The 24039-nt window shown below is 61.2% G+C and carries 25 protein-coding genes; 18 read left to right on the top strand and 7 right to left on the bottom strand.

Annotated features, from left to right (window positions below; translation table 11 throughout):
- Nucleotides 1-4: 4 nt before the first annotated feature.
- The 6 genes from pstB to PSC72_RS09045 form a co-directional block, all read right to left on the bottom strand.
- On the bottom strand, nt 5-844 hold the full coding sequence (pstB, locus tag PSC72_RS09020) for a phosphate ABC transporter ATP-binding protein PstB (protein ID WP_274325548.1): 840 nt from the start codon (nt 842-844) through the stop codon (nt 5-7).
- Nucleotides 845-846: 2 nt separating this feature from the next.
- Nucleotides 847-2466 carry a phosphate ABC transporter permease PstA gene (gene pstA, locus PSC72_RS09025; protein WP_274325549.1) on the bottom strand — a complete coding sequence of 540 codons (1620 nt, stop codon included), beginning with the start codon at nt 2464-2466 and terminating at the stop codon, nt 847-849.
- Entirely contained in the window at nt 2466-3446 is a 981-nt protein-coding gene (gene pstC, locus PSC72_RS09030) for a phosphate ABC transporter permease subunit PstC (protein WP_274325550.1), read from the bottom strand. The genes pstA and pstC overlap by 1 nt, the downstream gene beginning before the upstream one ends.
- Nucleotides 3447-3466: 20 nt before the next feature.
- Nucleotides 3467-4549 carry a PstS family phosphate ABC transporter substrate-binding protein gene (locus PSC72_RS09035; protein WP_274325551.1) on the bottom strand — a complete coding sequence of 361 codons (1083 nt, stop codon included), beginning with the start codon at nt 4547-4549 and terminating at the stop codon, nt 3467-3469.
- A gap of 530 nt (nt 4550-5079) precedes the next feature.
- A complete protein-coding gene (gene tnpC, locus PSC72_RS09040; RefSeq protein WP_382261839.1) occupies nt 5080-6444 on the bottom strand; it encodes an IS66 family transposase in 1365 nt (454 codons plus the stop codon).
- Nucleotides 6445-6721: 277 nt separating this feature from the next.
- A complete protein-coding gene (locus tag PSC72_RS09045) occupies nt 6722-8722 on the bottom strand; it encodes a phosphate ABC transporter substrate-binding protein PstS family protein (protein ID WP_274325552.1) in 2001 nt (666 codons plus the stop codon).
- Between the two features lie 178 nt (nt 8723-8900).
- On the opposite strand from PSC72_RS09045, the gene PSC72_RS09050 reads away from it, so the two are divergent.
- The 18 genes from PSC72_RS09050 to PSC72_RS09135 all read left to right on the top strand — a co-directional run bounded on the left by PSC72_RS09050 (nt 8901) and on the right by PSC72_RS09135 (nt 22483).
- Nucleotides 8901-9560, top strand: a complete 660-nt coding sequence (locus PSC72_RS09050; protein WP_274325553.1) for a helix-turn-helix domain-containing protein — start codon at nt 8901-8903, stop codon at nt 9558-9560.
- A 394-nt stretch (nt 9561-9954) separates the two neighbouring features.
- Nucleotides 9955-10293 (top strand): hypothetical protein, encoded by a 339-nt coding sequence (locus PSC72_RS09055; RefSeq protein WP_274325554.1) that lies wholly within the window; start codon nt 9955-9957, stop codon nt 10291-10293.
- A gap of 148 nt (nt 10294-10441) precedes the next feature.
- Complete coding sequence (locus PSC72_RS09060; RefSeq protein WP_274325555.1) at nt 10442-11104, top strand: helix-turn-helix domain-containing protein; 663 nt, start codon at nt 10442-10444, stop codon at nt 11102-11104.
- A complete protein-coding gene (locus PSC72_RS09065) occupies nt 11104-11361 on the top strand; it encodes a CDGSH iron-sulfur domain-containing protein (RefSeq protein WP_274325556.1) in 258 nt (85 codons plus the stop codon). The genes PSC72_RS09060 and PSC72_RS09065 overlap by 1 nt, the downstream gene beginning before the upstream one ends.
- An 88-nt stretch (nt 11362-11449) precedes the next feature.
- Nucleotides 11450-11779: a carboxymuconolactone decarboxylase family protein gene (locus PSC72_RS09070; RefSeq protein WP_274325557.1), complete on the top strand. Its 330-nt coding sequence runs from the start codon at nt 11450-11452 to the stop codon at nt 11777-11779.
- Nucleotides 11780-11955: 176 nt separating this feature from the next.
- Complete coding sequence (locus tag PSC72_RS09075) at nt 11956-12189, top strand: 4Fe-4S ferredoxin N-terminal domain-containing protein (protein WP_274325558.1); 234 nt, start codon at nt 11956-11958, stop codon at nt 12187-12189.
- 1 nt (nt 12190) lies between these two features.
- Nucleotides 12191-14941 carry a molybdopterin-containing oxidoreductase family protein gene (locus PSC72_RS09080; RefSeq protein WP_274325559.1) on the top strand — a complete coding sequence of 917 codons (2751 nt, stop codon included), beginning with the start codon at nt 12191-12193 and terminating at the stop codon, nt 14939-14941.
- The gene (locus tag PSC72_RS09085; protein ID WP_274325560.1) at nt 14941-15816 is read left to right on the top strand and encodes a 4Fe-4S dicluster domain-containing protein; all 876 of its coding nucleotides are present in this window, start codon (nt 14941-14943) and stop codon (nt 15814-15816) included. Before PSC72_RS09080 ends, PSC72_RS09085 begins: the two co-directional genes overlap by 1 nt.
- Nucleotides 15813-17102 carry an NrfD/PsrC family molybdoenzyme membrane anchor subunit gene (nrfD, locus tag PSC72_RS09090; protein WP_274325561.1) on the top strand — a complete coding sequence of 430 codons (1290 nt, stop codon included), beginning with the start codon at nt 15813-15815 and terminating at the stop codon, nt 17100-17102. Before PSC72_RS09085 ends, nrfD begins: the two co-directional genes overlap by 4 nt.
- Complete coding sequence (locus PSC72_RS09095; protein WP_274325562.1) at nt 17099-17779, top strand: TorD/DmsD family molecular chaperone; 681 nt, start codon at nt 17099-17101, stop codon at nt 17777-17779. The genes nrfD and PSC72_RS09095 overlap by 4 nt, the downstream gene beginning before the upstream one ends.
- Before the next feature lie 2 nt (nt 17780-17781).
- On the top strand, nt 17782-18174 hold the full coding sequence (locus PSC72_RS09100; RefSeq protein WP_274325563.1) for a hypothetical protein: 393 nt from the start codon (nt 17782-17784) through the stop codon (nt 18172-18174).
- Nucleotides 18171-19238: an Mrp/NBP35 family ATP-binding protein gene (locus PSC72_RS09105; protein ID WP_274325564.1), complete on the top strand. Its 1068-nt coding sequence runs from the start codon at nt 18171-18173 to the stop codon at nt 19236-19238. The genes PSC72_RS09100 and PSC72_RS09105 overlap by 4 nt, the downstream gene beginning before the upstream one ends.
- A gap of 151 nt (nt 19239-19389) precedes the next feature.
- Nucleotides 19390-19668: a hypothetical protein gene (locus PSC72_RS09110; RefSeq protein ID WP_274325565.1), complete on the top strand. Its 279-nt coding sequence runs from the start codon at nt 19390-19392 to the stop codon at nt 19666-19668.
- 169 nt (nt 19669-19837) lie between these two features.
- The gene (locus tag PSC72_RS09115) at nt 19838-20236 is read left to right on the top strand and encodes an ArsR/SmtB family transcription factor (protein WP_274325566.1); all 399 of its coding nucleotides are present in this window, start codon (nt 19838-19840) and stop codon (nt 20234-20236) included.
- Complete coding sequence (gene arsB, locus PSC72_RS09120) at nt 20229-21413, top strand: ACR3 family arsenite efflux transporter (protein WP_274325567.1); 1185 nt, start codon at nt 20229-20231, stop codon at nt 21411-21413. Before PSC72_RS09115 ends, arsB begins: the two co-directional genes overlap by 8 nt.
- A gap of 5 nt (nt 21414-21418) precedes the next feature.
- Nucleotides 21419-21550 (top strand): hypothetical protein, encoded by a 132-nt coding sequence (locus tag PSC72_RS09125; protein ID WP_274325568.1) that lies wholly within the window; start codon nt 21419-21421, stop codon nt 21548-21550.
- A 106-nt stretch (nt 21551-21656) separates the two neighbouring features.
- Nucleotides 21657-22052: an ArsR/SmtB family transcription factor gene (locus PSC72_RS09130; protein WP_274325569.1), complete on the top strand. Its 396-nt coding sequence runs from the start codon at nt 21657-21659 to the stop codon at nt 22050-22052.
- Nucleotides 22049-22483, top strand: a complete 435-nt coding sequence (locus PSC72_RS09135; RefSeq protein ID WP_274325570.1) for an arsenate-mycothiol transferase ArsC — start codon at nt 22049-22051, stop codon at nt 22481-22483. Before PSC72_RS09130 ends, PSC72_RS09135 begins: the two co-directional genes overlap by 4 nt.
- Nucleotides 22484-22669: 186 nt before the next feature.
- On the opposite strand, the gene PSC72_RS09140 is transcribed toward PSC72_RS09135, so the two are convergent.
- The gene (locus PSC72_RS09140; protein ID WP_274325571.1) at nt 22670-24019 is read right to left on the bottom strand and encodes an MFS transporter; all 1350 of its coding nucleotides are present in this window, start codon (nt 24017-24019) and stop codon (nt 22670-22672) included.
- Between the last annotated feature and the right edge of the window lie 20 nt (nt 24020-24039).

Consider the following 24039-nt stretch of genomic DNA (forward strand, 5'->3'; position numbering starts at 1 on the left):
AGTGTCACCCGAACTTGCCGGTGATGTAGTCCTCGACGCGGTCACTCTCGGGATCCTCGAAGATCTTCTGGGTGTCGTCGAACTCCACGAGTTCGCCTCCGGTGAGGAAGACAGCCGTCTTGTCCGAAATTCGAGCGGCTTGTTGCATGTTGTGCGTGACGATAACGACCGTGTACTCCTCGGCGAGTTCCTCGATGAGGTCCTCGATCTTCGAGGTGGCGATGGGGTCGAGTGCCGACGCCGGTTCGTCCATCAGAAGCACGTCCGGGTCGACAGCGATCGCCCGGGCGATACAGAGGCGCTGTTGCTGGCCACCGGACAGATCCAGTGCGCTCTTGTCGAGTTGGTCTTTGACTTCGTCCCAAAGCGCTGCTCGTCTGAGTGCCTGTTCGACCCGCTCGTCCATATCGTCGGTGATATCCTGAATCCGGAGGCCGTAGGCTACGTTATCGTAGATGCTCTTCGGGAACGGGTTGGGATGCTGGAAGACCATTCCGATCCGACGCCGGAGCGCGACGGGATCGATTTCCTCGCCGTACACGTCAGTCCCGTTGAAGAGGAGTTCACCATCGATAGTCGCGGCCTCGACGAGGTCGTTCATCCGATTGATACATCGGAGGAACGTCGACTTGCCACAGCCCGATGGGCCGATTATCGCAGTCACGTGCTGGTCCGGGATCCGGAGGTCGATACTCTGAAGCGCCTCTACGTCTCCGTAGCGGACGTCCAGGTTCCGGGACTCGATGACGGCCCGCGCCGTGCCCGTACTCGATTGAGCCTCTCGTTCGGATGTCGATTCTTCGACCGTCGTCGATATCGTCGGGGTCGCGTCAGTGTCACTCATTGTTAGTGGTCACGTTCGTACCGGTTTCGGATCACGATCGCAGTGGTGTTCATCAACAACATCAGAGTCAGCAGAACGACCGCAGCGGCTGGAACGACACCGTGTCTAAACGCTGCATCGAAGTTACTGTGAGCGGCGTAGATCTGCAGCGGGAGCACGGTCGCCGAGGAGAACAGCCCCGTGGGCGGTGAGTAAGTCGTCGTCGCGACAGCGATGACGACGAGCGGGGCCGTTTCGCCGATGGCCCGAGCGAGCGCCAGGATGGTTCCGGTGAGTATCCCCGGTACCGCTTCCGGAAGCACGACGTTGCGGAGTGTCTGCCACCGACTGGCCCCCATTCCGTACGAGGCCTGGCGTAGCGAATCGGGCACTGACCGGAGCGCTTCCTGAGCGGAGACGACCACGATCGGGAGGATGAGCAAGCCGAGCGTCCCCGCCGCAGAGACGACGATTCCGGTTCCGAACCCGAGCGTGTTCCTGAACAGTGCCAGCCCGAGAATCCCGTAGACCACAGATGGGACGCCAGCCAGATTCGAGATATTCACTTCGAGGAGCGTCGCGAGTCGCCCGCTCCAGCCGGTCTCTGCCGCGTATTCTTCGAGGTAGACTGCGGCGCCGACGCCGACCGGGAACGCCATGAGGGCCATCACTCCCACGACGATTATCGAACCGACGATCTGCGGGTAGACGCCTGCCTGGCCTGCGTCCAACCCGTTCCACGAGGTCAGAAGGAGTGTTGGCGTGAGGTACCCCTCTAGCCCCTGAATTCCCAGCTGTCGTTCGAGGAGAGCGCCCAGTAGGATTCCGCCGACAATCACGAACGGACCGAGGACGCCGATTCGACCCTCCGGTCGCGTGACGATTGTATCGCCGATAACGTACGCGACTGGGACCACGAACGCCGAAAAGAGGACGACCCAGAACGACGGATCGATACCTGTCGCGATGGCACCACCGGCGACTCCCAGCGTGCTCACGGTGACCGTTGCCGCCGCGTACGCGCCGCGCCGAGGCGAAAAGCGGCGGGAAACGACCAGACCGAGTACGGCTGCGACCGGGAGCGTCACTATCCCGAAGTACGCGATCCACTCTGCGAGGATCCCGACAATTGGACGGATCGTCTCGTAGAGGACGCTTGCGAGAGCGAGACCGCCCAGTATCGCGACGGGGATTGCGGGTCCCGTGTATTTACTGTCGTTCGTTCGCGCGTACGCTGCCACGAGAATTGGTAGGATCGCCGCGAAGAGGAAGTTAATGAAAACGTCGTACGGGCTCAGTGCGTCCGCGACGACGTAAGAGACACAGGTTACGACTAAGCCGCCGAAGACGGCCGCGAACGCCTTCGTGTTGGCGGCCCTGACAGCAGGACGACGACGGGCGTAGAGCGTGAACGCGGCCGTCGGTGTGACGAGCGTCCCGAAGTAGAGGAGGTACCACTGCGCCGACGCCGTCAGCGGCCGAAAGGCGTCGAACGCGATGTATCCGAACAGTACGAGCAGCGAGACGATCCCGAGCAGTGTCGCGACGACGAGCCCGGCCTCGAAGAGCTGTCCTTTTAGATGTTCGAGGCGCAATCCCGAAGTCTGCCGCAATCTATCGCTAGTGTTGTCTTCGGTCGCCATTATTCGTATTCCTCCCTGAAGCGCCGGCGGACCATCTCAGCGAGGACGTTCATCGCCAGCGTGATCGCGAACAGCGTCATTGCGATGGCGAACATCGCCTCGTAGGTCGCGCCCGGCGTCTGGTCGGCGCTCGCGATCTGGACGATGGCCGCAGTCATCGTCTGACTGGATTCGGCGAGGTTTTTGAGGACGTTCGGAAAATAGGGCATCTGCGGACTCATCCCCATCGCCATCGTGACGGCCATCGTCTCTCCGATAGCCCGTGAGAGCGCCAGTACGTACGAAGCGACGACCCCCGAAGTCGCAGCCGGCACGACCACTTTCGTCGAGACATCGAACTTCGTCGACCCGAGACCGTAGGCTGCTTCTCTGAGGCTATCGGGGACGGCGCTGAGTGCGTCCTCGCTGATAGAGGAGACCATCGGGATGATCATGATCCCGACGACGATGCTCGCCGACAGCGCGTTGAAGGTGCGCAGCGACGGGATGACGAACGTGAATCCTGAAGTCAACCGGACCGATATCGGCAAAAAGCCGTCGACCAACGGCGTGATGTAGACGAGCGCCATGTAGCCGTAGATGACCGTCGGGACGCCGGCGAGGATCTCCAGCGCGGGTTTGAGAATCGACCGCGCCCGCTCGCTCGCGTACTCGCTCAGATAGATCGCGGCGGCCAGGCCGATCGGTAACGCGATCAGTGCCGAACCGACTGTGACGATGAGCGTCCCGCTCACCAGCGGGAGTACCCCGTACGACTGGCTGATGATCGGGCTCCAGCTCGTTCCGGTGAAAAAGTCGATCGGCGAAACCTGCGTCCAGAACGTGAACGCTTTACCAGACAGGGAGAGAACGATTCCGACCGTCACGAGAATCGTCAAGATCCCACACCCGGCGATCAAGTACCGGTACAGCTGTTCTTTCCGGACGACAAACTCGTCCCGTTGCAGCGGGCCCGGATCGGGTTCCGTTCTATTACTCATGGTGGTAACTCCAGCGACCGTTACCCGCTGTACTCATAGTCGCCGGCGATCCCCTCTTCGAGATTGGTCAGGTTGTCCTCGACCATCTGAGAGCTGCTCGGGACGTAGCCGATCTCGTTTGCGACGTAGTCGTTGTCGGCCTGGTTGATGTAGTACCGGATGAACTCCTGCAGGTGGTTCTTCTCCTGCAGCTTGCTCATGTTGGCGTAGAAGAACAGCGGTCGGGCCAGCGGGTAGTTCCCGCTCTGGGCACCTTCGAGACTCGGCTCGACCGGTTCACCGCCGCCCTCACTGACGCTGAGTGCCTTGACGGTGTCTGGGTTGTTCGTGTAGTAGGCGAACGGCAGGTACCCCATCGCGTACTCACTGCCGGCGACCCCCTGCGCGATGAGGTCGTCCTGTTCGGTGCCCTCGAAGTCCTCGCGGATAGAGCCTTCCTCACCGACGACGGCTTCGGTGAAGTAGTCGAACGTCCCCGAGGTGGTCGCGGCACCGTACAGATCGATCGGTTCGTCCGGCCAGTCGGAGTTGACGTCGCTCCACATCTCTGGTGCAGTATCGGGCGACCAGATCGTCTGGAGGTCTTCGAGGCTGATGGAGTCGATCCAGTCAGCGTTGTTGTTGACGACGATGGTGAGCGCGTCCTGGGCGATGAAGAACTCGACCGGCTCGAAGCCGTTGTCCCGACAGCGTTGAACTTCTTTTTGCGAGATGGGCCGACTCGAGTTGTTGATGTCGGAGTCACCGGGAATGAAGACGTTCTCGAAACCGCCGGAACTCCCGTCCCGGGTGAGATTAAAGCTGACGTCCTCGTGGCCTGCGAAGTCCGGGCTCTGGAAGCGGCGGCTCACCGTCTGGGCGATGGGGTAGACCGTACTACTCCCCGAGATCCGAATGTCCCCCGACAGATTCTGTGACCCGCCGTCGCCGCCGCCACTCCCTCCGTCGCCGCCGTCACTCGCTCCGCCACCGTCGGTCGGCGTCTCTGTGTTATCGCCCCCACTGGTACATCCAGCGAGACCGATGGTTCCGATAGTACCGGCTGTGAGCAGAAATTCACGCCGCGGTACACCCTCGGAGAAATTCCCCGAATCTTGTGCCATCACTTGGGAGAGGGCGAAGTACAACTATATCCCTTAGTATGTTTGATATAGGTTGTTGGCCATGAGTATGTTGTACTACGTTGGTATATATAGATTGTATCTGAAGTTCAGGACTCTTCGAGACGGTGATCGATGGATCCCGGCTATTTCTCCGTTTTTCCGACTCTGAACGGAATTGGTACTGGTACAGCGACCTGGGGACCAGATCATCACACAGGTCGTGAGCGAAGGAACTGACTTGGCTGGATCGAGTACTACATTCGACGTATTTCAGCGATGAACTATGTAGTTCCAGATGCCCCTCGACTACTCCGATTTAGTCCATGTCTACGTCCCGATCACGTTACGTCTCTCGACACGTACTCACGTATCTAAATATATCGCTCGGGCGCGGTCGTTATCGTGAGCCCAGAGAGCACTCTTCGTCTGGACGGTCAGGGTGTTTGCGAGACGATAGTAACTTGCGCCGAGTTCGTCGTTCGGGTCTAACGACCGCCTCGTTCGTTCGGGGTTTCTTCGATTGTACGTGTTTACCCCGAGGACTCAACGGCCGGCACAGCCTGATCTCGTGAAATCATCTCGTTGTTCCGGGAGACTCGCTTGAGCTCGTCGTATGGATTGCGTCCCTGCTGGCGCCATGTCGCCAGCAGGGACAGCACCGTCTCATGAACGAACATCCCGCGGTCATTGCGGAGCGTTCCGATCAGTTTCCGGAGAACCACCGGCTCACGAAGCGCGTTTTCGGCGGCATTGTTCGTCGGAGAGACCGCTGGCTCACCGACGAAGGTGAGCCAGTGGTCGAGGCCACCTTCGATCTTTCCGAGTAGTGTTGCCACTGGTCCGTCGGGAACTGACCGTTCAATCAGTGATTCAAGCTCTCTCCGCGCCACACGCTGGAGCTCTGCTCGCTCACGAATGGTCAAGTCGCTCTCCAGCCGGGTCTGGAGAGCGACGTACAACTGTTTGAGAGAGTCGTAGATCGGTTCGCCTTCCGGTTGCTTCTCAGCGGCATCTTCAGCCTCTCGCAAAATATGAGCCCAACACCGCTGGAGATTGTCGCTGAAGGCTGGATAGGCTGTCCACCCATCACAAATGACCGTTCCCGCGAAGTCCTCGCCGAGGACTTCCGCGGGAACATCGCTTCCACGACTCTCTCTAACCGCGTAGAGCGTGTGGTTCTCGGTGGTGAACGTCCAGATCCATGCTTGCTCACCATCTCGCTTGATGCCTGTTTCATCGATGTGGACAACGTCGGCTTGCTGGATCTGGCGACGGATCTGTTCGTATTCACAGCGACCGGCGCGCGCAGCGCGCTCGGTCGCGTGCCACGCAGTCGCACCTGACAACTCCAGTCCGTGTAGCTGCTCGAAACGGTCTGCAATCTTCCGATAGGGAAGGCGGTAATCGTACCGCGATAGTGCTGATTGGGCGATAACGTTCACCCCGAACTGCCCCTCATCGGGGCAGTCGGGGTGTGTAGCGACTGTCTCGGTTCCACAGGAGTCGCATCGGTAGCAGTGGCGGTTGTACTGCGTGAGTTCTGGTGGTTGTGGATCTGGTATCTTCTCGACGAGTCGGGGGCTGACGCCCACCGACTCGTCGAAGTGTTGGCCACACTCTGGACAGCAGTCACGGGTGACCTCAACTTCTTCGTCCAGATCAGCGGTAGAGCGCCACTCTGGCTCGTGACCGTCTTTTCGTCCGGGAGTGCCGCCGTCAGTTCTGACATCGTCGTCTTCGTCATCTTGCGAGGTCGGGGACTCGTCAGTCCCCGACCGTCGCTTACTCGGTGGTGTATGTGGATTCTCGTATTTGCGAAGCCGTGTTTCGAGTTCTTCGATCCGTTCGTCTTTCTCCTGAAGCTTCTCCTCAAGATCGTTGATTCGTTCTTCCATCTGGAGAAACCGCGAGAGAAGTTCGTCTTTGCTGAGGTCATCTCGATCCACTATGACCACCTCAGCGGTCCCTCAGCAGGGTCACCGGGATGGTCTCCGAGCGGAGACCATCCCTGGAGAAGTTCAATTAGCCCTTGCTGAGGGTTCATATACCCCCCGGTTGGTCGCCTGCTACGAGACAGTGGCGAAATTCATTGGGGCTAAACACGTACCTTCGATTTTCCGACCCGAAACGATACTGTCGCCAATCGCCAGGAAAAAAAGTCGGGACGGGCGCTCAGCCGCTGTACTCGTACTCGCCGGCGCTCCCCTGCTGGAGATTGCTCAGGTTGTCTTCGACCATCTGAGAGCTGCTCGGGACGTAGCCGATCTCGTTTGCGACATAGTCCTCGTCGGCCTGGTTGATGTAGTACCGGATGAACTCCTGGAGGTGATTCTTGTCCTGCAGCTTGTTCATATTGGCGTAGAAGAACAGCGGTCGGGCCAGCGGGTAGTTCCCGCTCTGAGCGCCTTCGAGGCTCGGCTCGACGGGGTCGCTCCCACCCTCACTCACGCTAAGAGCTTTCACCGTATCGGGGTTATTCGTGTAGTAGGCGAACGGCAGATAGCCCATCGCGTACTCACTGCCGGAGACGCCCTGCGCGATGAGGTCGTCCTGTTCGGTGCCCTCGAAGTCTTCGCGGATCTTCCCCTCTTCGCCGACGACGGCCTCGGTGAAGTAATCGAACGTGCCGGAGGTCGTCGCAGCACCGTACAGGTCGATCGGTTCATCGGGCCAGTCCGAATTCACATCCGCCCATGTTTCCGGAGCGGTGTCGGGCGACCAGATCGCTTTGAGGTCTTCGAGGCTAATCGAATCCAGCCAGTCAGCGTTGTTGTTGACGACGATAGTCAGCGCGTCCTGGGCGATGAAGAACTCGACCGGCTCGAACCCGTTGTCCCGGCAGCGCTGGACCTCCTCCTGAGAGATCGGTCGACTCGAGTTGTTAATGTCGGAATCGCCAGGGATGAAGACGTTCTCGAAGCCACCGGAACTCCCGTCCCGGGTGAGGTTGAAGCTGACGTCCTCGTGGCCAGCGAAGTCCGGGCTCTGGAACCGGCGACTCACCGTCTGGGCGACCGGATAGACCGTACTACTTCCAGAAATCCGAATGTCACCCGACAGCGTCTCTGAACTACCACCACTGTTCTCACTGCCGAATTCGTACTCGCCGGCGATGCCCGCTTCGAGGTTGGCCAGATTCTGCTCGACCATGTCCGAACTGCTCGGGACGTAGCCAATCTCGTTTGCGACGTAGTCCTTCTCGGCTTCGTTGATGTAGTACCGAATGAACTCCTGCAGGTGCGTTTTCGCCTGCAGTTTGTTCATGTTGGCGTAGAAGAACAGCGGGCGCGCCAACGGGTAGTTTCCGCTCTGAGCGCCTTCGAGACTCGGCTCGACGGGGCCGCTCCCGCTTTCACTGATGCTGAGTGCTTTGACCGTATCGGGGTTGTTCGTATAGTAGGCAAAGGGGAGGTACCCCATCGCGTACTCACTGCCGGAGACGCCCTGCGCGATGAGGTCGTCCTGTTCGGTGCCCTCGAAGTCTTCGCGGATCTCCCCCTCTTCGCCGACGACGGCCTCGGTGAAGTAATCGAACGTGCCGGAGGTCGTCGCAGCACCGTACAGGTCGATCGGTTCGTCCGGCCAGTCGGAGTTGACATCGGACCAAGTTTCCGGGGCGGTGTCGGGCGACCAGATCGTCTTGAGGTCTTCGAGACTGATGGAGTCGATCCAGTCGGCGTCGTTGTTGACGACGATGGTGAGCGCGTCCTGGGCGATGAAGAACTCGACCGGCTCGAACCCGTTGTCCCGGCAGCGCTGGACCTCTTTCTGGGAGATCGGTCGGCTCGAGTTGTTGATGTCGGAGTCACCGGGAATGAAGACGTTCTCGAAACCGCCGGAACTCCCGTCCCGGGTAAGGTTGAAGCTGACCTGATCGTGGCCTGCGAAGTCCGGGCTCTGGAACCGGCGGCTGACCTCCTGGGCGACGGGGTAGACCGTACTGCTCCCCGAGATCCGAATATCGCCCGACAGGTTCTGTGACCCACTACTCCCGTCGCTGCCGTCACTCCCTCCGTCACTCCCGTCGCCACTCCCGTCGCCACTGTCTGGCGTGTCCGTCGAGTCGCTACCGCTGGTACAACCAGCGAGGCTCGTAGCTCCAACCGCACCGGATGTAAGCAGGAATCTTCGCCGCGATACGACATCGGAGAGAGGCTCCGAATCTTGTGACATCACCTGAACGGGGGTGAAGCACTAATAAGGGCCTTGATATGAGTGGTACGAGAGGGTACAGTAGGAGCTATACCAGTATTTTGGAAATGTGTGATATGTACGTCTACATAGTTGGACGTAGTCTCACGACCTACAGGGACAAAAGACAAAAGCAGGGTGATGAGAATGACCTCAAACGATGGCCACTATCGCTGAATTTACTGCAAAGGCTGCTGATTCCCCAATAGGAGAGCTATTGGCCCAATTTCCGGATGAGACCATCGAAATCGAACGACTGAAAGAGTTCGATCAATCGTTTGCGGTCTACTTTTGGATAACGAGTCCTGCTCCCAATTCAGTAGAGTCCGAGTTTACAGAATTGGGCCTCTTCACGTCGGTAGACGTTGTTGACACACTCGGGGATGAAGTCTTCGTCCGTGCCCACTGGAATCCTGAACGAGAAGGTGTTTTACGGGGTATCTTTTCCGCTGACGTAATTCTGGAATCAGCTATTCTGAGTCAGGACGGGTGGTCTATCAGACTGCGGGCAGACACTGCCGAACCACTTTCAGTGTTCCAGAACTACTGTCTTGAGCACGGATTCAAAATGAGAATGTCCCGGTTTCCGACTCTCGTACAAGTATTCAATAGTCCGGAATACAATTTATCTGCTGAACAACGAGCAGGGCTCGCATTGGCGTACGAGCAGGGATACTTCGAGGAACCACGCGAGACTACACTCGAGGAGTTGGCTAAAACTCTCGAGATTACTCCCGAAGCGGTACTGGCTCGTATCCGCAAAGGGGAACGGAATCTTATCGAAAACACAGTCGTCAGATCGGTCAATGAGATCTCCTGAATAACGAAGGACGCTTTAATTGGCTATTTTGACGGAATTTTGACGAGATCTCCCGACGACGTACCCGTTGCCATTCGTCCAGCCTGTGCGGAAGATATGGCCTTGCTGAAATCCTCCGTTGATGATAGATTGTGGCAGTCTTACTGCATACAGAGCTCGTATCTCGCGTGGCAATATCACAAATCAGGTATCGCTGAAGATACCACTTCGATAGTGTGTCTCTGAAAGAGAATCGGAAGCGATTCACTCGACGACGTCTCCTTCGGATACTCAGTAGTGCCGGAACGGTCGGATTGGCAGGTTGTGGAGCGGTTCTCCCCGAAAATTCGACTGACAGGCATCAGGTGAGGGAGACCACACGGCCGACGCGCTGCCGAGATTCTGTGAAATCCAAGTGCTCAAGCCTGCCGACTCGGATCCGTATCGGTTCGACGTGACGGTGACCGTCAGACGGGACTGCGAGACGGTGTACGACGACACCCGCAAAGCCGGGTTCATTCTCGCGGACGACCAGGGAATCGACTGGCTTGGCGATCGGGGCCGGTACCAGACCGCGGTCTCTTCGGAAACGGCGTCGGAGCCCGCAACGTACGACACGGCGGATGCGCCCGAGGACTCTGCCTTCGACGGTTGTAACGGGTACGTCGCGATCGTCAGTGAGGACGGGATATCCGGCGGGTTGTGGAGCGGAACCTCCGACGATGCCCGAAGCGCCTCCGATGACTCCCCGTAGCGACCTGCCGATAGCGATACCTGCTCCGTGATCATGGCACGTACGATAGCAGTCGGTCTCACCGAGATGTTCAACACAGGGGATCCTCAATCCGCTGGAAACGCCAGCAGTCTTTTTATAACAGCCGGAGAATCGAAAACCGAGACCAATGACCGAGGAGACAGCCTCCGACCGCGGGAGCACAACGCGGGACCTGTACGTCGTCTTCGAGGTGGAACCTTCTCCGGAGAGTGATTGTCCCCTCGGTGATTTCGACGGCAGGGTCGACGAGATCAGGCAACAGTTCGCCGGCGACGACTGTCACACCGATACGACAGTGCGCACGAGCGACTGTGACTGCGAGCCCGAGAGCGAATGTACCGAAGTCATGCATACGACGAGTCCCGTCGAGGATTCGTGTCCCTGTGCTGTCTTCGGTGAGTTCGGCTGTGTCCCGGAACTGAGTGCAGTCGGCGACGGACGAATCGTCCTGGAGACGTACCTGCCGGACCGCGACCACCTGTCGGAGCTCGTCGACGCGCTGAAGGGGGTTGCGGACGGGCTCCGGCTCCGGCAACTGAAGCGCATCGAGAACGGAACTGCCGAGCGAAATAGGGACACCGTCACCCTCGACCTCTTCGAGGTCACTGAGAAACAGCGCGAAGCGGTCACGAAAGCCGTCACGGCAGGGTACTACGAATCGCCGCGGGAGACGTCACTCGGCGAACTCGCGGACGATCTCGACATCTCGAAGTCTGCACTCACGCAACGACTCAACGGCGTCGAGTCGAAACTCGCCACTGCCGCGTTCGCGGAGGTGAGTGCGGACTGATGAGCCGATTAGTCGAGCTCGACGCGACGGGGCCGAGGAAGCTCGACGAATCGGATCTCGACCCGGAGAAAGGAGATATCGCCGTCTGCCAGTGTGGGCTTTCGGAGGAGTTCCCGTTCTGTGATGGATCGCACAGTTGTACCGAAACCGAAGATGCGGACACGTGCTATCGCTATGTCGAAGATGAGATGTCACAGCAGCTACAGACAGTCGTTCGTATCGTATACGAGGACGGAACGACCGAAGCGATCGACTGACCGCCACGAACGAGGGCCGGCAGTCACTGAATTTTCGCTGGTTCAGAATCGTCCCAAGGATTAATTCGTCACTTCGAGACGGTTCACTATGGCGGACGAAATAGATTCCCCAGAAGAACTGCCCTCGACCGCAGGTGAACTCGCCGAAGAATATCCCGAGGTGTGGGACGAATATGCCGACCTCGGAGAGGCCTGTTCAGAGGCTGGCCCCATCGACGACGAGGCGAAACGGCTCGTCAAGCTCGCGCTGGCCGTCGGTTCCCAGTCGGAGGGGGCCGTCCACTCGCACGTCCGCAGAGGCCTCGAAGAGGACATCGATCCAGAGGCGCTCCGGCACGTCGCGCTCCTCTCGATCCCGACAATCGGGTTCCCGAAGGCGATGGCCGCCATGAGCTGGATCGACGACCTAGCAGAGTGAACGGGTTGGCTTTCGCCTCGCTACCGCTGTGACCGACCATCGATCGGACGACATGCTCGCCGGGAGCACCGAACGATCGACTTCTTCCCTCGTTTCCGTGCGTTTCTACCACGTGTATATAAAGGTCTGAATTATTCAGAGGGGGACGGATGCTGGAGTGAGCCCTACGATTATCTATGAATCGGAGTACCGACCAGCCACCGGACATCGACGACGACGAGTTCGACGAGTGGGCCGACGACCAGCTCGGCGACGTCGAGTACGACACGGAACTCGGCAAAGAGATGGGCAAGGACGCGATTCGGCTCGCCCGTGGCGAGTTGAGTGAGGAGGAGTTCCACGAGAAGTACCACGAACAGGTGAAAGCGGAGTTCGGCGTCGACGAACGACCGACGAAACCGGAGCAATAACATGTTACGGAACGACGACGACAATCTCGAGCTGACGCGTCGTGACGCGATGAAAGCGGGCGGGGCGGCGGCGGTGGCGCTCGGCCTCGGCGGGTCGGCCTCTCACCTCACGTCGCTCGGGGAGGCGCAGTCGACGGAACTCGAGTACGAAGAGGTGCCGACGGCCTGCTGGATCGGGAAGATGGACTGTTCGGCGACGGCCAAGAAGGTCGGTAATCGCGTCGTCAAGTACGAAGGTAACCCAGAGGACCCGCGAACGGACGGCTCTCTCTGTCCGAAGGGGCAGGCCCAGATCGAGCAGGTGTACAATCCCTACAGAATCAAGGCGCCGCTGAAGCGCACGAACGAGAAGGGCCAGCACGGCGAGTGGCAGGAGATCGGCTGGGACCAGGCGATGGACGAGATCGGCGAGGACCTGAAGACGAAACTGGAGGACGATCCGCGGCGGGTCGTCTTCCAGGTCGGCCGGAAGAAATCGCCGCAGTGGCAGGAAGACGCCTGGGTCACCGGTACGAGCAACAAGTACGGCAGCATCGAGAAGTACGGACACGGCGCGACGTGCTCGGACTCGGGGTACCGTGGCCAGGAGCTGATGTTCGCGACCCACGGGGTCTCTGAGACCGACTTCCAGAACTGCGAGTTCTTCATCGGCTGGGGACACAACATGACTCAGGGCGGTGGGGCACACCTCTGTCAGATCACGTGGCCCAAACAGATCGCAGACGCCCGCGACGACCAGGGGATGGAGACCGTCGCGATCGACCCCCAGCGCCGTAACTCCGGTCCCTACACTGACCAGTGGCTCCCGATAGAACCCGGGACGGACATGGCGTTCTGGCTCGCGTTCAACAGCGTGCTCGTCCGCGAGGGCTACATCGACGAGGAGTACCTCACGACTGCCACGAACGCCCCGTGTCTCGTCGCGACCGAGGGCCCCGAGGAAGGCCACATCCTCCGGACTGACGACGCCCAGGACCCCGGCGAGGAGTACACCTGGGCCGACGGCGAACTGGTCTGGGACGAACAGGCCGGCGAGCCCGTCGCACACGAAGAGGCCTCAGCCCCGGAGAACGTCGCTCTCGAAGGGACCTACGAGGTCGACGGCGTCGAAGTGCGGCCGGCCTTCGACCTCTACCTCGATCAGATCTCCCAGTACGACCCCGAGTGGGCCGCCGAGATTACCGATATCGACGCCGACACCATCGACGAACTCGCCAAGAAGTGGGGCGAGAACGCCAAGATCGGCGCGACCGTCGAGGTCGATGGCGTCGAGATACCGTATCGGCCGGTCGGGATGCACGGCTACCACGTCGCCCAGCAAGAGATGGGCGTCCCGACGACGATGGCTCACTACCACGCTGCGATGCTGGTGGGGGCAGTCGACGTCGTCGGCTCCACGCGCGTCCGGAAGGCCAAGTACGACGGTCCCAAGGACTACCGAGAGCCGTTCCGCGACCAGGCGTTCCACCCCGAGAAGATCACGAAAGAACCCGACGGGCCGTCGCTGGGTGGGAGCATGTTCCACCCGATCGATTCGACGGCCTACTCGCAGTCCCACGTCAGCCAGACGAACCCCGACAAGTACAACCTCCCCTACGAACCGGAGGAGATGGCGTGGATCGTCCAGATGGCCAACCCGGTCACGTCGGCCCCGGGGGTCGACACCGTCATCGAGAGCATGAGCAGGCTCGACACGACCGTCGTCTGCGACCCCTGGATGAGCGAGACGGCCGACGTCGCCGCCGACTACGTGCTCCCGGCGGCGACCGCCGACAAACTCCAGGGTCCGACCGGCGGCTGGGACGGCTACGCCGACATCGAGCACATCCGGTTCCCCTCGATGGACCCGCTGTGGAACACCAAGCCCGACGCCGAAATATACATCCAGCTCGCCAAGGCCGTCGACGCCTACGAGGAGTACGTCGCGGACATCAACGCTGAACTCGGGCTCGAGGGGACCGAGTATGCCTACGCCGGTGCCGACGAGACGCCCGACGACCCCAGCGAGTTCCTCCGTGACGGCCTCGACCGCTGGGCGAAGACCAAGGGCAAGAGCCTGGAGTGGTTCCGGGAGGGTAACGTCATTACCAACGAGTGGGACATCGGCGGCGGCAACCGCTACGCCTACACCTGGGGCATGGACAACGGCTACGGCGAGTTCAACCCCTACGACGCCAAGCACGAGTTCTACAGCGAGACGCTATTCCGCCTCGGCGAGCGCGTCGAGGAACTGTTCGCCGACTCGAAGTTCGACGACCCCGAGTCGGAGTTCCCCTACCTCCAGGACTACAACGCGTACCCGACCTGGCGCCAGCCGACGATGTACGATTCCCCCGACGAGTACGACCTGACGCTGTTCAGCTGGCACCAGATCGAGCACAAGCAGACCCGGACGGCGAACAACAAGCTCCTCAACGAGATCGCGCCCAAGAGCGCGTTCCGGCTGAACCCCGAGGACGCCGAGCGCATCGGTGTCGAGGACGGTGACGAGGTCGTCCTCAAGACGCACGACGCCCAGAACGACGAGGCCAAACAGGTCGAAGGGGTCGTGATGATTCAGGACGGCGTCAAACCCGGCACGGTTGGTGTGCCCCACCACCACGGAAGCTGGAAGGATCCCGAGAGCGAGGCGCTCGACGAAGGGCCAAGCATCAACAAAGCGATTCCGAGCGGCCCGGGCTACCTCGGGCTGGACAACGGACAGGCGTTCCAGGTCCGTGCGAAGGTCGAACCCAAAGGAGGTGACAACTGATGACGCAACTCGGCATGGCGATCGACTTGGAGCGGTGTTACGGCTGCCGGGCCTGCATGGAGGCCTGCAAGGTCGAGAACAGCACGCCCCGCGGGGCGTTCTGGATGCACGTCTTCCGCTACGAGGAAGGCGAGTACCCGAACACCGAGCAGACCAACATGCCACGGCCGTGCCAGCACTGCTCGGAGCCGTCGTGTGCGTCTGCCTGCCCGACGAGCGCACGGTTCAAGCGCGAGGAGGATGGCATCGTCCTCACCGACTACGACCGGTGTATCGGCTGTCGGTACTGCGAGATCGGCTGTCCGTACGGTGTCAACTACGCGCAGTTCCAGCATCCGGACGAAGCGCAGTACGGTTACGGCCACTCCGAAAGCGCCGGCGACGACACGTTCGGGTCCGGCAGTCTCGCCGAGGAACTCGGCGACGAGAACCCCGACGGGGGCAGACCGCCGTGGCACGACCCGATCCACGACCGGGGCGTCGAGCCGCGTGGCACGCAGATGTCCGGCCCCCAGCCCGAGGGCGTGATGAGTAAGTGTACCATGTGTGTCCACCGACAGGACAACGAGGAACGGGGCCAGCAGGGGACGACGGCCTGTCAGGAGACCTGTCCCGTCGACGCCATCAAGTTCGGCGACATGGAGGACCCCGAGAGCGAACCCCGACAGCACCTCCGGGAGAAGTCCTCCTCGTCGACGTTCAAACTGCTGGAGGACCGCGGGACCGAACCGAACGTCGTCTACATCGGCGACGAGCCGGGCGACGACGCCCGCGCCATCGAGGACGCCGACTCGTTCAAGGATCCAGAAGAGGCCATCGAGGTCGAACGGAACCCACCCGAGACTCGCTCGACCGACGTGGAGGTGAACCAATGAGTACCCCATCCGCCCGAACCCGACTCACCGAACCGCTCCAGGACACCAGCAGGGTGTACTACGCCCTCGTCGGCGTCGCACTCGTGCTCGTCCTCGGAATGCTGTACAGCTTCGTAACCGTCCTCACGCAGGGCCACGCCGTCACCGGACTGAACAACTGGGGGACCGACGCGGGCGTCCCCTGGGGGTTAGACATCGGCGCGTTCACCTGGTGGGCGCTGATGGGCGTCGGCGCGATAGCGCTGTCGGCGATCATCCGCGTCTTCCGGATGGACGACTACGAGCCCTATGCCCGCATCGGCGAACTCGTGACGCCGCTCGCGTTCCTCGCGAGCTTCCTGCACATCCTGTTCGACCTCGGGCAGCCGTTCCGGGTGTTCAACACGCTGCTGTACCTGCCGCTGGAGTCGCCGATCGCCTGGGACGTGCTCCTGCTGGGCGGACTGGGCGTGCTCTCGATCGCCTACCTGCTCGTGTCGATCCGCCGGGACCTGCACGAGCTGTACCACGACGGCGTGCTCCCGTCGGCTCTCTCACCCGTCTACGACGCCCTGCTGATCGGCTACGAGCCGGCAGCGGCGAACGACGGTCGGGACGTCCAGTGGTGGCTCGCCGCCGCCGTACTCGTGTTCATTCCCGTCGTGGGCGGCGGACTCGTCCCGTTCGTCTGGGGACCGTTCGGCGTGAACATCAACTGGTTCGGGGCGATACAGGGGCCGACGTTCCTCGCCGGGAGCATGACCGTCGGTGCGGCGACGCTGCTGTTCGTCGCCGGGGTCCTGCGGTTCGCCTACGATCTGGACGACGTGTTCACCGACGTGACGCTCCGACGGTTCGGCGTGTTCACGGGCGCGTTCGCGTTCACGTATCTGCTGGGCGTCTTCTACGAGGTCCAGACCGGGACGTTCGCGGCCGACATGGCCGATCCGACGGTCTCATCGCTGGTCTTTCAGGGCCCGCTCGCCCCGCTGCTGTGGCTGGCGATCGCGGCCGTCGTCCTCCCGACAATCTACCTCGTCGTCCAGCAGGCGCTCGGTCGGTTCAGCCTCGCCGGGACGGTCGTGTTCGCGGGCGTGATGCTCGTCGGCGTCCTGCACCAGGAGACGTGGCTGACCGTCGGCGGCCTGCTGTACCCCGATCTGATGTACCCCGTCGGCGAGTACACGCCGTCGATCTACGAGTGGCTGAACCTGATGGGGACGACGGCGCTGGTCGCGCTCGGACTGCTCGTGTTCGCCAAGACGCTCCCGGTCGTCGCCACCAACGGAGTCGAACCAGACCGATGACCGACCAGAACGCCGACACTGGATCGGTCGTGGCCGAGCGAAGCGACGGTCACACGGACCAGACGGCCCGCGAGATAGACGCGCGCGTCTATCGGGTGCTGGGCGAGCAGTTCCTGGCACGACCCGACCGAGAGCGAGTCGACGCCGTCGGGATCTGGGCCAGCGAGTGGCGCGGCAACGCCGAGCGCCTCCCGCCGGAGTTCGACGCGGCGCTGGAACGAATCGAGGACGGCGCGACCGCCGACGCGGAGACGCTCCGGACGGCGTACACCCACCTCTTCCGTGGCGTCTCCGAACGAGCGCCCGATCCCCCCTACGAGTCGATGTACGTCGACGGGAGCTTCTACAGCGGGACGACTACCGAGATCCGGAAAGGCTACCGCTGGGCCGGCCTCGACGTCGACGACGCGGGCGGCAACGAGCCCCCGGATCACCTGGGGCTCGAACTGCAATTCCTCGGGGAACTGGTCGCGATGGACGACGGCGATAGGGACCCCGACGAGCCCGACCTCGACGACGCACTGTGGTGGCTGCTGGACGAGCACCTGACCGAGTGGTTGCCGACCTACCACGCCCGCATACGGCGCGAAGAGCCACACGAGTACTACGGGGGATTGCTCGACCTAGCGTTAGCGGTCGTCACGTCTCACCACAAACGCCTCGCAGAGAACAGATAACCATGCTCGATGCGCACAACATCTACGAGATTGAGTTCGACGTGCCCGCACGCAACCGGGAGTCCTTCGAGGACTGGCTGTCGGAGGACGTCGTCGAGTGGGTGAGCCACGAGACGGTCGCGTTCTTCGAGGTCTTCCAGAACGACACGGGAATGTCCCCCGAAGTGAAGTTCGTCTTCGGGTTCGAGACGTTGAAACAGTGGGCGACGTTCGTCGGGAGCGACGCACACGAGGCCGCAATCGACAGCCTCAGCGTGCTCGCAGAGAACCGTGAGGCGGTTCTGTGGCAGCGCGCATCGGTCAAACTCGACGACACCCTCGATCGGCCAGTCGGTGACGGGGGTACGATTCGGAAGAACGGACGACACAGCGCAGACGCGGTCTTATCACAATGACAGAAGCAATCAGCACAGCACTACGAGACGTCGAGGATCCGATCATCGAGGAAGACATCTTGTCTGCTGGTCTGGTCGGAGAGATTACCGTCGAGGACGGCGTCGCGGAGATACCGCTCGCTCTGGGTGCCCCTCACTCGCCGGCAGAGACGGAGATCGCAGACCAGGTCCGGGAAGTCGTCGACGAGGCGGGCTACGAGCCGTCGCTCTCCGTCGAGATCGACGATCAGACGCCGGCGGCGATAGTCGAGGACGCCCCGAACGTGATCGCAGTCTCCTCAGGGAAAGGCGGCGTCGGCAAGAGCACCGTCGCGGTGAACCTCGCGACGGCGATGGCGGACCGCGGCGCTCGCGTCGGGCTGTTCGACGCCGACGTGTACGGGCCGAACATCCCGCGGATGCTCGGCGTGCACGGCCATCCAGGGATGGCTGACGACGACGAGACGATCATTCCGCTGGAGCGCTACGGCCTCCAGTTGATGAGCATCGGATTTCTCGTCGGCGAGGACGACCCCGTCATCTGGCGCGGAGCGATGGTCGACAAGGTCCTGACGCAGCTCTACCACGACGTGGCGTGGGACGACCTGGACTATCTCGTGGTCGACTTACCGCCGGGGACCGGTGACGCACAGCTGACGATGCTCCAGCAGATGCCCGTCGTCGGATCCGTCGTCGTGACGACCCCACAGGACGTCGCGTTGGACAACGCACGGAAGGGCGTGCGAATGTACGACCAGCACGACGCACACGTTCTCGGCGTCGTCGAGAACATGAGCACGTTCGTCTGTCCGGACTGCGGGAACGAGCACGACGTGTTCGATACGGGCGGGGGTGAACGACTCGCCGACGCGTACGACATCCTGTTCCTCGGGCGGATCCCGTTAGACCCCGCCGTCCGCGAGTCCGGTGAGACGGGCGAACCGGTTGTCCTGGCCGACACGGAGTCCGCGGCGACCTTCGAAGACGTCGCGGGGAACGTGATGGACCGCGTCGGCGAGATCAGACGAGAGTCCCACCGGCTGACTGCAACCGGGCAGAACTCACCACCCGCACAACAGATATAGTTTAGTATTTTATCAACCGTATTATCTTCCCGGATTCGTTTTTGAGGGCATATATCCCTATTCTGCGGCCAATCAAGCCATAAAGGGGAGAATTCCGAATCTACCCGGAAGATTTAATTGAATAGATTCTAAATTATGCGGTAGAGAGGAAATGAGCAGACTCACCGACCTACTCCGGAAGTCGTTCGACGCACTGTACGCCGTCACTTCGGACGAGACAACGGAACGTGGTATCTACGCCGATACGCGGTCGGAAGGCGGACACTTCTCGATCACGAGTACGCAGTCCGGCGTGAGCACCTACGCCGCTTACGACGGGGACAAGGACGGCGACATGCCCGGGAGTGTGCTGCCGCGGGCCTCAGACGCGTACGACTGTGCGAACCCCCGGACCTGTCCCACCTGTCATCCCGCCGAAGCCGACGATTGAACTGCCGAGATAGTTTTAATATATAGACAATTGTGTTCGGAACGGACAGGTGTCCACGATTTCGTATTCTCCGCTCTAGTCGCTATTCTACCGGTAAATCGACGCACGATGGAGCGCTTGCAGCCGTCGAGCGAAACATATAATTGAGCGTATTTTCAATCAAGTACTGATGGCACAAGCCACGGAACGACTTCGGCGGTACCTCGACGACGAGCTGGGTGAATGTCGCAACGAGGACGTCGAGCGCCGACTCGACGAACTCGGGACGCTCGAAGCCGCGATCGGGAGCGAGCAGGCCGAGGCCGAACTGGATGTCCTCTCGGCGCTGGCAAACGAGACGCGCTATACACTCGTGCGCGTCCTCGTTGCGGCTGGAGAGGAGCTCTGCGTCTGTGAACTCAACGCGGTCGTCGACGTGAGCGAGAGCGGACTCAGTCACGCGCTCTCGCAGCTCGTCGACGCGGGGCTCGCCGAGGGGTACAAGGACGGCCGGTGGAAGAAGTACCGGGCGACTAACCGCGCAGTCGCACTGGTCACAGTCCTCGAGGGGAGCGTCACCGATGAGTAACGTCGAACACGACCACGGGCCGAACTGCGACTGTCCGGACTGCGGGGACCCGCGGTCGATAGACTTCCTGGACAAGTACCTCACCGTCTGGATCTTCGGCGCGATGGCGGTCGGCGTCGGCCTCGGCTACGTCGCGCCGTCAGTGACGCAGCCGATACAGGACCTCCACCTCGTCGAGATCGGTCTGATCGTGATGATGTACCCGCCGCTGGCGAAGGTCAACTACGGCCAGCTCCCAACCGTATTCAAGAACGTAAAGATACTGGGACTGAGTCTCGTTCAGAACTGGCTGATCGGCCCGACGCTGATGTTCGGGCTGGCGGTGATATTCTTCAGTGGGGCCGTGCCCGGGCTGCCTGCCCGCCCGGAGTTCTTCCTCGGGCTGTTGTTCATCGGGATGGCCCGCTGTATCGCGATGGTGCTGGTCTGGAACGAACTCGCGGAGGGGTCGTCAGAGTACGCGGCGGGCCTAGTCGCGTTCAACAGCGTCTTCCAGATCCTCACCTACGGCGTCTACGTCTGGTTCTTCGCCCTGGTCGTCCCGGATCTGATCGGCCTCGAAGCGGTCGCATCACAGATCGACCAGTTCGGCATCACGCCGATGCAAGTGTTCGAGGCCATCGCGATCTTCCTCGGGATCCCGTTCGCTGCCGGCATCCTCTCGCGGTACGTCGGCACGCGGACGAAGGGTGTCGAGTGGTACAAGGAGCGGTTCGAACCGACGATCAGTCCGCTCACGCTGATCGCGTTGCTGTTCACCGTGGTCGTGATGTTCGCGATGCAGGGCGAACGGATCGTCGGCCAGCCCAGCGACGTCCTGCTGATCGCGGTGCCGCTGACGATATACTTCGTGGTGATGTTCTTCGTGAGCTTCGGCATGGGCCGGGAGATCGGTGCCGACTACTCGACGACGACGGCCATCGGGTTCACGGCCGCCTCGAACAATTTCGAACTCGCCATCGCCGTCGCCGTAGCCGTATTCGGCGTCGGTTCCGGCGTCGCCTTCACGACCGTCGTCGGCCCGCTCATCGAGGTGCCCGTCCTGCTCGCGCTGGTCAACGTCGCGCTGTACTTCCAGCGGCGCTACGACTGGGCCGGGTACACGACCGGCAGTCTCGAAGACCCGACAGCCGACCCAACAGCAGAGGCGAGCGACCCTGCGACTGACGACGACTGACGCCCGTGGATTTCGACACGATTCTCGTCCCGACCGATAGAAGTGACCCGGCCAAGGCGATCGTGGACGACGGCACGGGGAACAGTATGGACGTGATGGAAACCCCAGACCGTTCGTTCGTCCGAACCGAATACTGACGATGCTTCGCCGGCGGACGATGGCTGACTCCACTTCCGTCTCTGACGGGCTGGTCGACAACGAACTCCGGAACAGATATATGAAAAGATGTTCAAGTAACCAGATATGGTGCAACAGTCGGAACGGCTAGAACGACTCCTGACCGAGAAACTCGGTGATTGCTGTGACGTCGATATCGACGCACGGGTCGAGACGCTTGAGGGATACGCCTCGAACCTCTCCGCTGACCTCGACGGGGACGTCACTGCGTTACAGACGCTAGGCGACGGCACGCGATACCGTATCGTTCGCTTCCTCGCCGAGGCCGACCGGGCACTGTGCGTCTGTGAGATTACCCCGGTCGTCGACGTGAGCGACAGCGCAGTCAGCCACGCACTCTCGGACTTGCGGGACGCCGGCCTGGTGACCCGCAGGAAAGAGGGACAGTGGCGGTATTACGAGCCCAGCGACCGTGCACTCGCGGTAATCGACGCACTCGACGCGACGGAGGGATCCCGATGAGTGGAGAATCGATCCGCGTCTCGTTCGTGTGCGTCCAGAACGCCGGTCGCTCCCAGATGTCGACCGCCTTCGCGGAACGTGAGCGCGAGCGACGCGGTCTCGAAGAGTCAGTCGAAATTCTCACCGGCGGAACCCATCCCGCCGACCACGTCCACGACGTCGTCATCGAGGTCATGGACGAGGAAGGGTTCGACCTCTCAGACCGGACGCCACGGGAGATCACGACCGCGGAACTCGAATCGTGTGACTACGTTATGACGATGGGGTGCTCGACGCTCGAATTGGATGCAGACGAGGACGACGTCGACGTCCGTGACTGGGCGCTTGAGGATCCCGACAGACAAGACCTCAACCGAGTACGCGAGATTCGTGACGAGGTTCGACAGCGAGTGAGTGCTCTCTTCGACGAAATCGAACGAGAACTCCCGTAGATCGTCCGAAACAGTGGTTTGACTGGTGTTAGGCTTCGGTTCGGTTGCCGATGAAACTACGTAAAGAAGAGTGCTACGAGTAGTCGCCATTGTTGCTGCTAGATCGCGCTGTCGGATGATAACTACCGGACCTCATATCGGAGATTGACGGAGTGATTGAGGCCGATATCTGGTACTTGGATTCACTCACGCGTAGGCTTGGAACTCTTCGCCGAAGACGAGGAAGTAGCCAGTGCCGAGGACGCCGATGACGGCGGCGACGGAGAAGGCGATTTCAGGACTCACGAAATCCCAGAGGTATCCCCCGAGGGCGGCGCTCGGGATGACGACGGTGTTTCGGAGCAGGTAGTACGTCCCGGTCACGCGGCCGCCAGCACCCTGTTCTGCCGGCCCGACGATCAATGCTTTGTGCGACGGCAGGCCAGCGAACCGAAGGCCTGAGAATGCGAATACGAGGACCATGACCGCCCAGAGCGGGAGGACCGATCCGAAGATCTCCGGAGCGAAAATGAGCACCACCGGGAAGATAGCGTAGACAGCGAAACCCAAGGCGACGACAGGCTTCAGACCCACCCGTTCGGCGAGCTTCGCGGCAGGGATCATCGTCAGGAGTGCGATGAGCATTTCGACGCCGAGCAAATACCCGAAGAAGGCCTGTGGCGAGAGGTCAATAGCGTATGAGAAGCTACCCAGCGTGAGAGTGGTGTCGAGGCCGATCTCGTAGAACCGAGTGATGACGAGGATGAAGAAGGCGTACACCATCCCGTTGGCGAAGCGCACGAGCGTGTCCCCGACGAGTAACGGTCGCAACGGTTCGGGCATGTCGCGGAGGTCGCGCCTGATCTGGTCGATTCCCTCGAAGGAGTCGCCGATCTCGTCCTCGCTGGCGTCGTAGAGTAGGTGCTGGACGACGGTTCCGACGGCCCCGAACACCACGCCGACTGCCAGGACGTACTGGAAGCTCACCGTGAAGTCCGGATGCAGGCCGATGAGGACGGCAGCGGCGACCGGGCCGATAAGGAACGCGGTGCGGCGGAACGTCTCCGTGCTGGCGAACCCTTCGGCGAGCCGTGAGGGGTCGGTCGCCTGCTTGACCACGGCGAACGTCGCGCCAAGACCGAACGATTTCCAGCCCTGCGCCAGCAGAAGTCCGACGAAGACCCAGATCCAGGGCTCGAGAACCAGCGCGCCGAGGTCGATCGTCCCGACCTGTGGAGCAACAAGCCAGAAGGCGAATCCGAGCGTCGAGATGAGCCCGAAGAGAGTGAGCGCGTACCGCGACCCGATGCGGTCGGAGACAGCACCACCTGGGTACGGATAGACAGCGGAGATAATGTTCCCGAGCGTGCCAAACAGACCGACGACGAACCCCGAAGCGCCCATCGCGACCATGTAGTCAGGGAGAAACCGATTCGTCATCTGGAAGCCGAGACTGAACGCGAACATCGCTAGCGAGAGCACCAAGACATCGCGCTCTAGTGAGATGAACTGCCGGAACGGGTCGAGGATGTCCACGGATTCGTCTTCTGTCGCCATTGCTGGTGCCGGTGGTTTGA

Origin of the sequence: Halosimplex aquaticum (assembly GCF_028747785.1) — an archaeon.
GTDB lineage: Archaea > Halobacteriota > Halobacteria > Halobacteriales > Haloarculaceae > Halosimplex > Halosimplex aquaticum.

Excerpts from the sequence above, each read along its gene's own strand:
- arsB (WP_274325567.1), top strand. The coding sequence starts at position 20,229 with ATGAGTAACGTCGAACACGACCACGGGCCGAACTGCGACTGTCCGGAC.
- PSC72_RS09085 (WP_274325560.1), top strand. The coding sequence starts at position 14,941 with ATGACGCAACTCGGCATGGCGATCGACTTGGAGCGGTGTTACGGCTGC.
- PSC72_RS09070 (WP_274325557.1), top strand. The coding sequence starts at position 11,450 with ATGGCGGACGAAATAGATTCCCCAGAAGAACTGCCCTCGACCGCAGGT.
- pstA (WP_274325549.1), bottom strand. The coding sequence starts at position 2,466 with ATGGCGACCGAAGACAACACTAGCGATAGATTGCGGCAGACTTCGGGA.
- PSC72_RS09045 (WP_274325552.1), bottom strand. The coding sequence starts at position 8,722 with ATGTCACAAGATTCGGAGCCTCTCTCCGATGTCGTATCGCGGCGAAGA.
- PSC72_RS09080 (WP_274325559.1), top strand. The coding sequence starts at position 12,191 with ATGTTACGGAACGACGACGACAATCTCGAGCTGACGCGTCGTGACGCG.
- PSC72_RS09065 (WP_274325556.1), top strand. The coding sequence starts at position 11,104 with ATGAGCCGATTAGTCGAGCTCGACGCGACGGGGCCGAGGAAGCTCGAC.
- PSC72_RS09075 (WP_274325558.1), top strand. The coding sequence starts at position 11,956 with ATGAATCGGAGTACCGACCAGCCACCGGACATCGACGACGACGAGTTC.
- PSC72_RS09105 (WP_274325564.1), top strand. The coding sequence starts at position 18,171 with ATGACAGAAGCAATCAGCACAGCACTACGAGACGTCGAGGATCCGATC.
- PSC72_RS09130 (WP_274325569.1), top strand. The coding sequence starts at position 21,657 with ATGGTGCAACAGTCGGAACGGCTAGAACGACTCCTGACCGAGAAACTC.
- tnpC (WP_382261839.1), bottom strand. The coding sequence starts at position 6,444 with ATGGAAGAACGAATCAACGATCTTGAGGAGAAGCTTCAGGAGAAAGAC.
- PSC72_RS09110 (WP_274325565.1), top strand. The coding sequence starts at position 19,390 with ATGAGCAGACTCACCGACCTACTCCGGAAGTCGTTCGACGCACTGTAC.
- PSC72_RS09100 (WP_274325563.1), top strand. The coding sequence starts at position 17,782 with ATGCTCGATGCGCACAACATCTACGAGATTGAGTTCGACGTGCCCGCA.
- nrfD (WP_274325561.1), top strand. The coding sequence starts at position 15,813 with ATGAGTACCCCATCCGCCCGAACCCGACTCACCGAACCGCTCCAGGAC.
- PSC72_RS09060 (WP_274325555.1), top strand. The coding sequence starts at position 10,442 with ATGACCGAGGAGACAGCCTCCGACCGCGGGAGCACAACGCGGGACCTG.
- pstC (WP_274325550.1), bottom strand. The coding sequence starts at position 3,446 with ATGAGTAATAGAACGGAACCCGATCCGGGCCCGCTGCAACGGGACGAG.
- PSC72_RS09135 (WP_274325570.1), top strand. The coding sequence starts at position 22,049 with ATGAGTGGAGAATCGATCCGCGTCTCGTTCGTGTGCGTCCAGAACGCC.
- PSC72_RS09115 (WP_274325566.1), top strand. The coding sequence starts at position 19,838 with ATGGCACAAGCCACGGAACGACTTCGGCGGTACCTCGACGACGAGCTG.
- PSC72_RS09050 (WP_274325553.1), top strand. The coding sequence starts at position 8,901 with ATGGCCACTATCGCTGAATTTACTGCAAAGGCTGCTGATTCCCCAATA.
- PSC72_RS09140 (WP_274325571.1), bottom strand. The coding sequence starts at position 24,019 with ATGGCGACAGAAGACGAATCCGTGGACATCCTCGACCCGTTCCGGCAG.
- PSC72_RS09035 (WP_274325551.1), bottom strand. The coding sequence starts at position 4,549 with ATGGCACAAGATTCGGGGAATTTCTCCGAGGGTGTACCGCGGCGTGAA.
- PSC72_RS09095 (WP_274325562.1), top strand. The coding sequence starts at position 17,099 with ATGACCGACCAGAACGCCGACACTGGATCGGTCGTGGCCGAGCGAAGC.
- pstB (WP_274325548.1), bottom strand. The coding sequence starts at position 844 with ATGAGTGACACTGACGCGACCCCGACGATATCGACGACGGTCGAAGAA.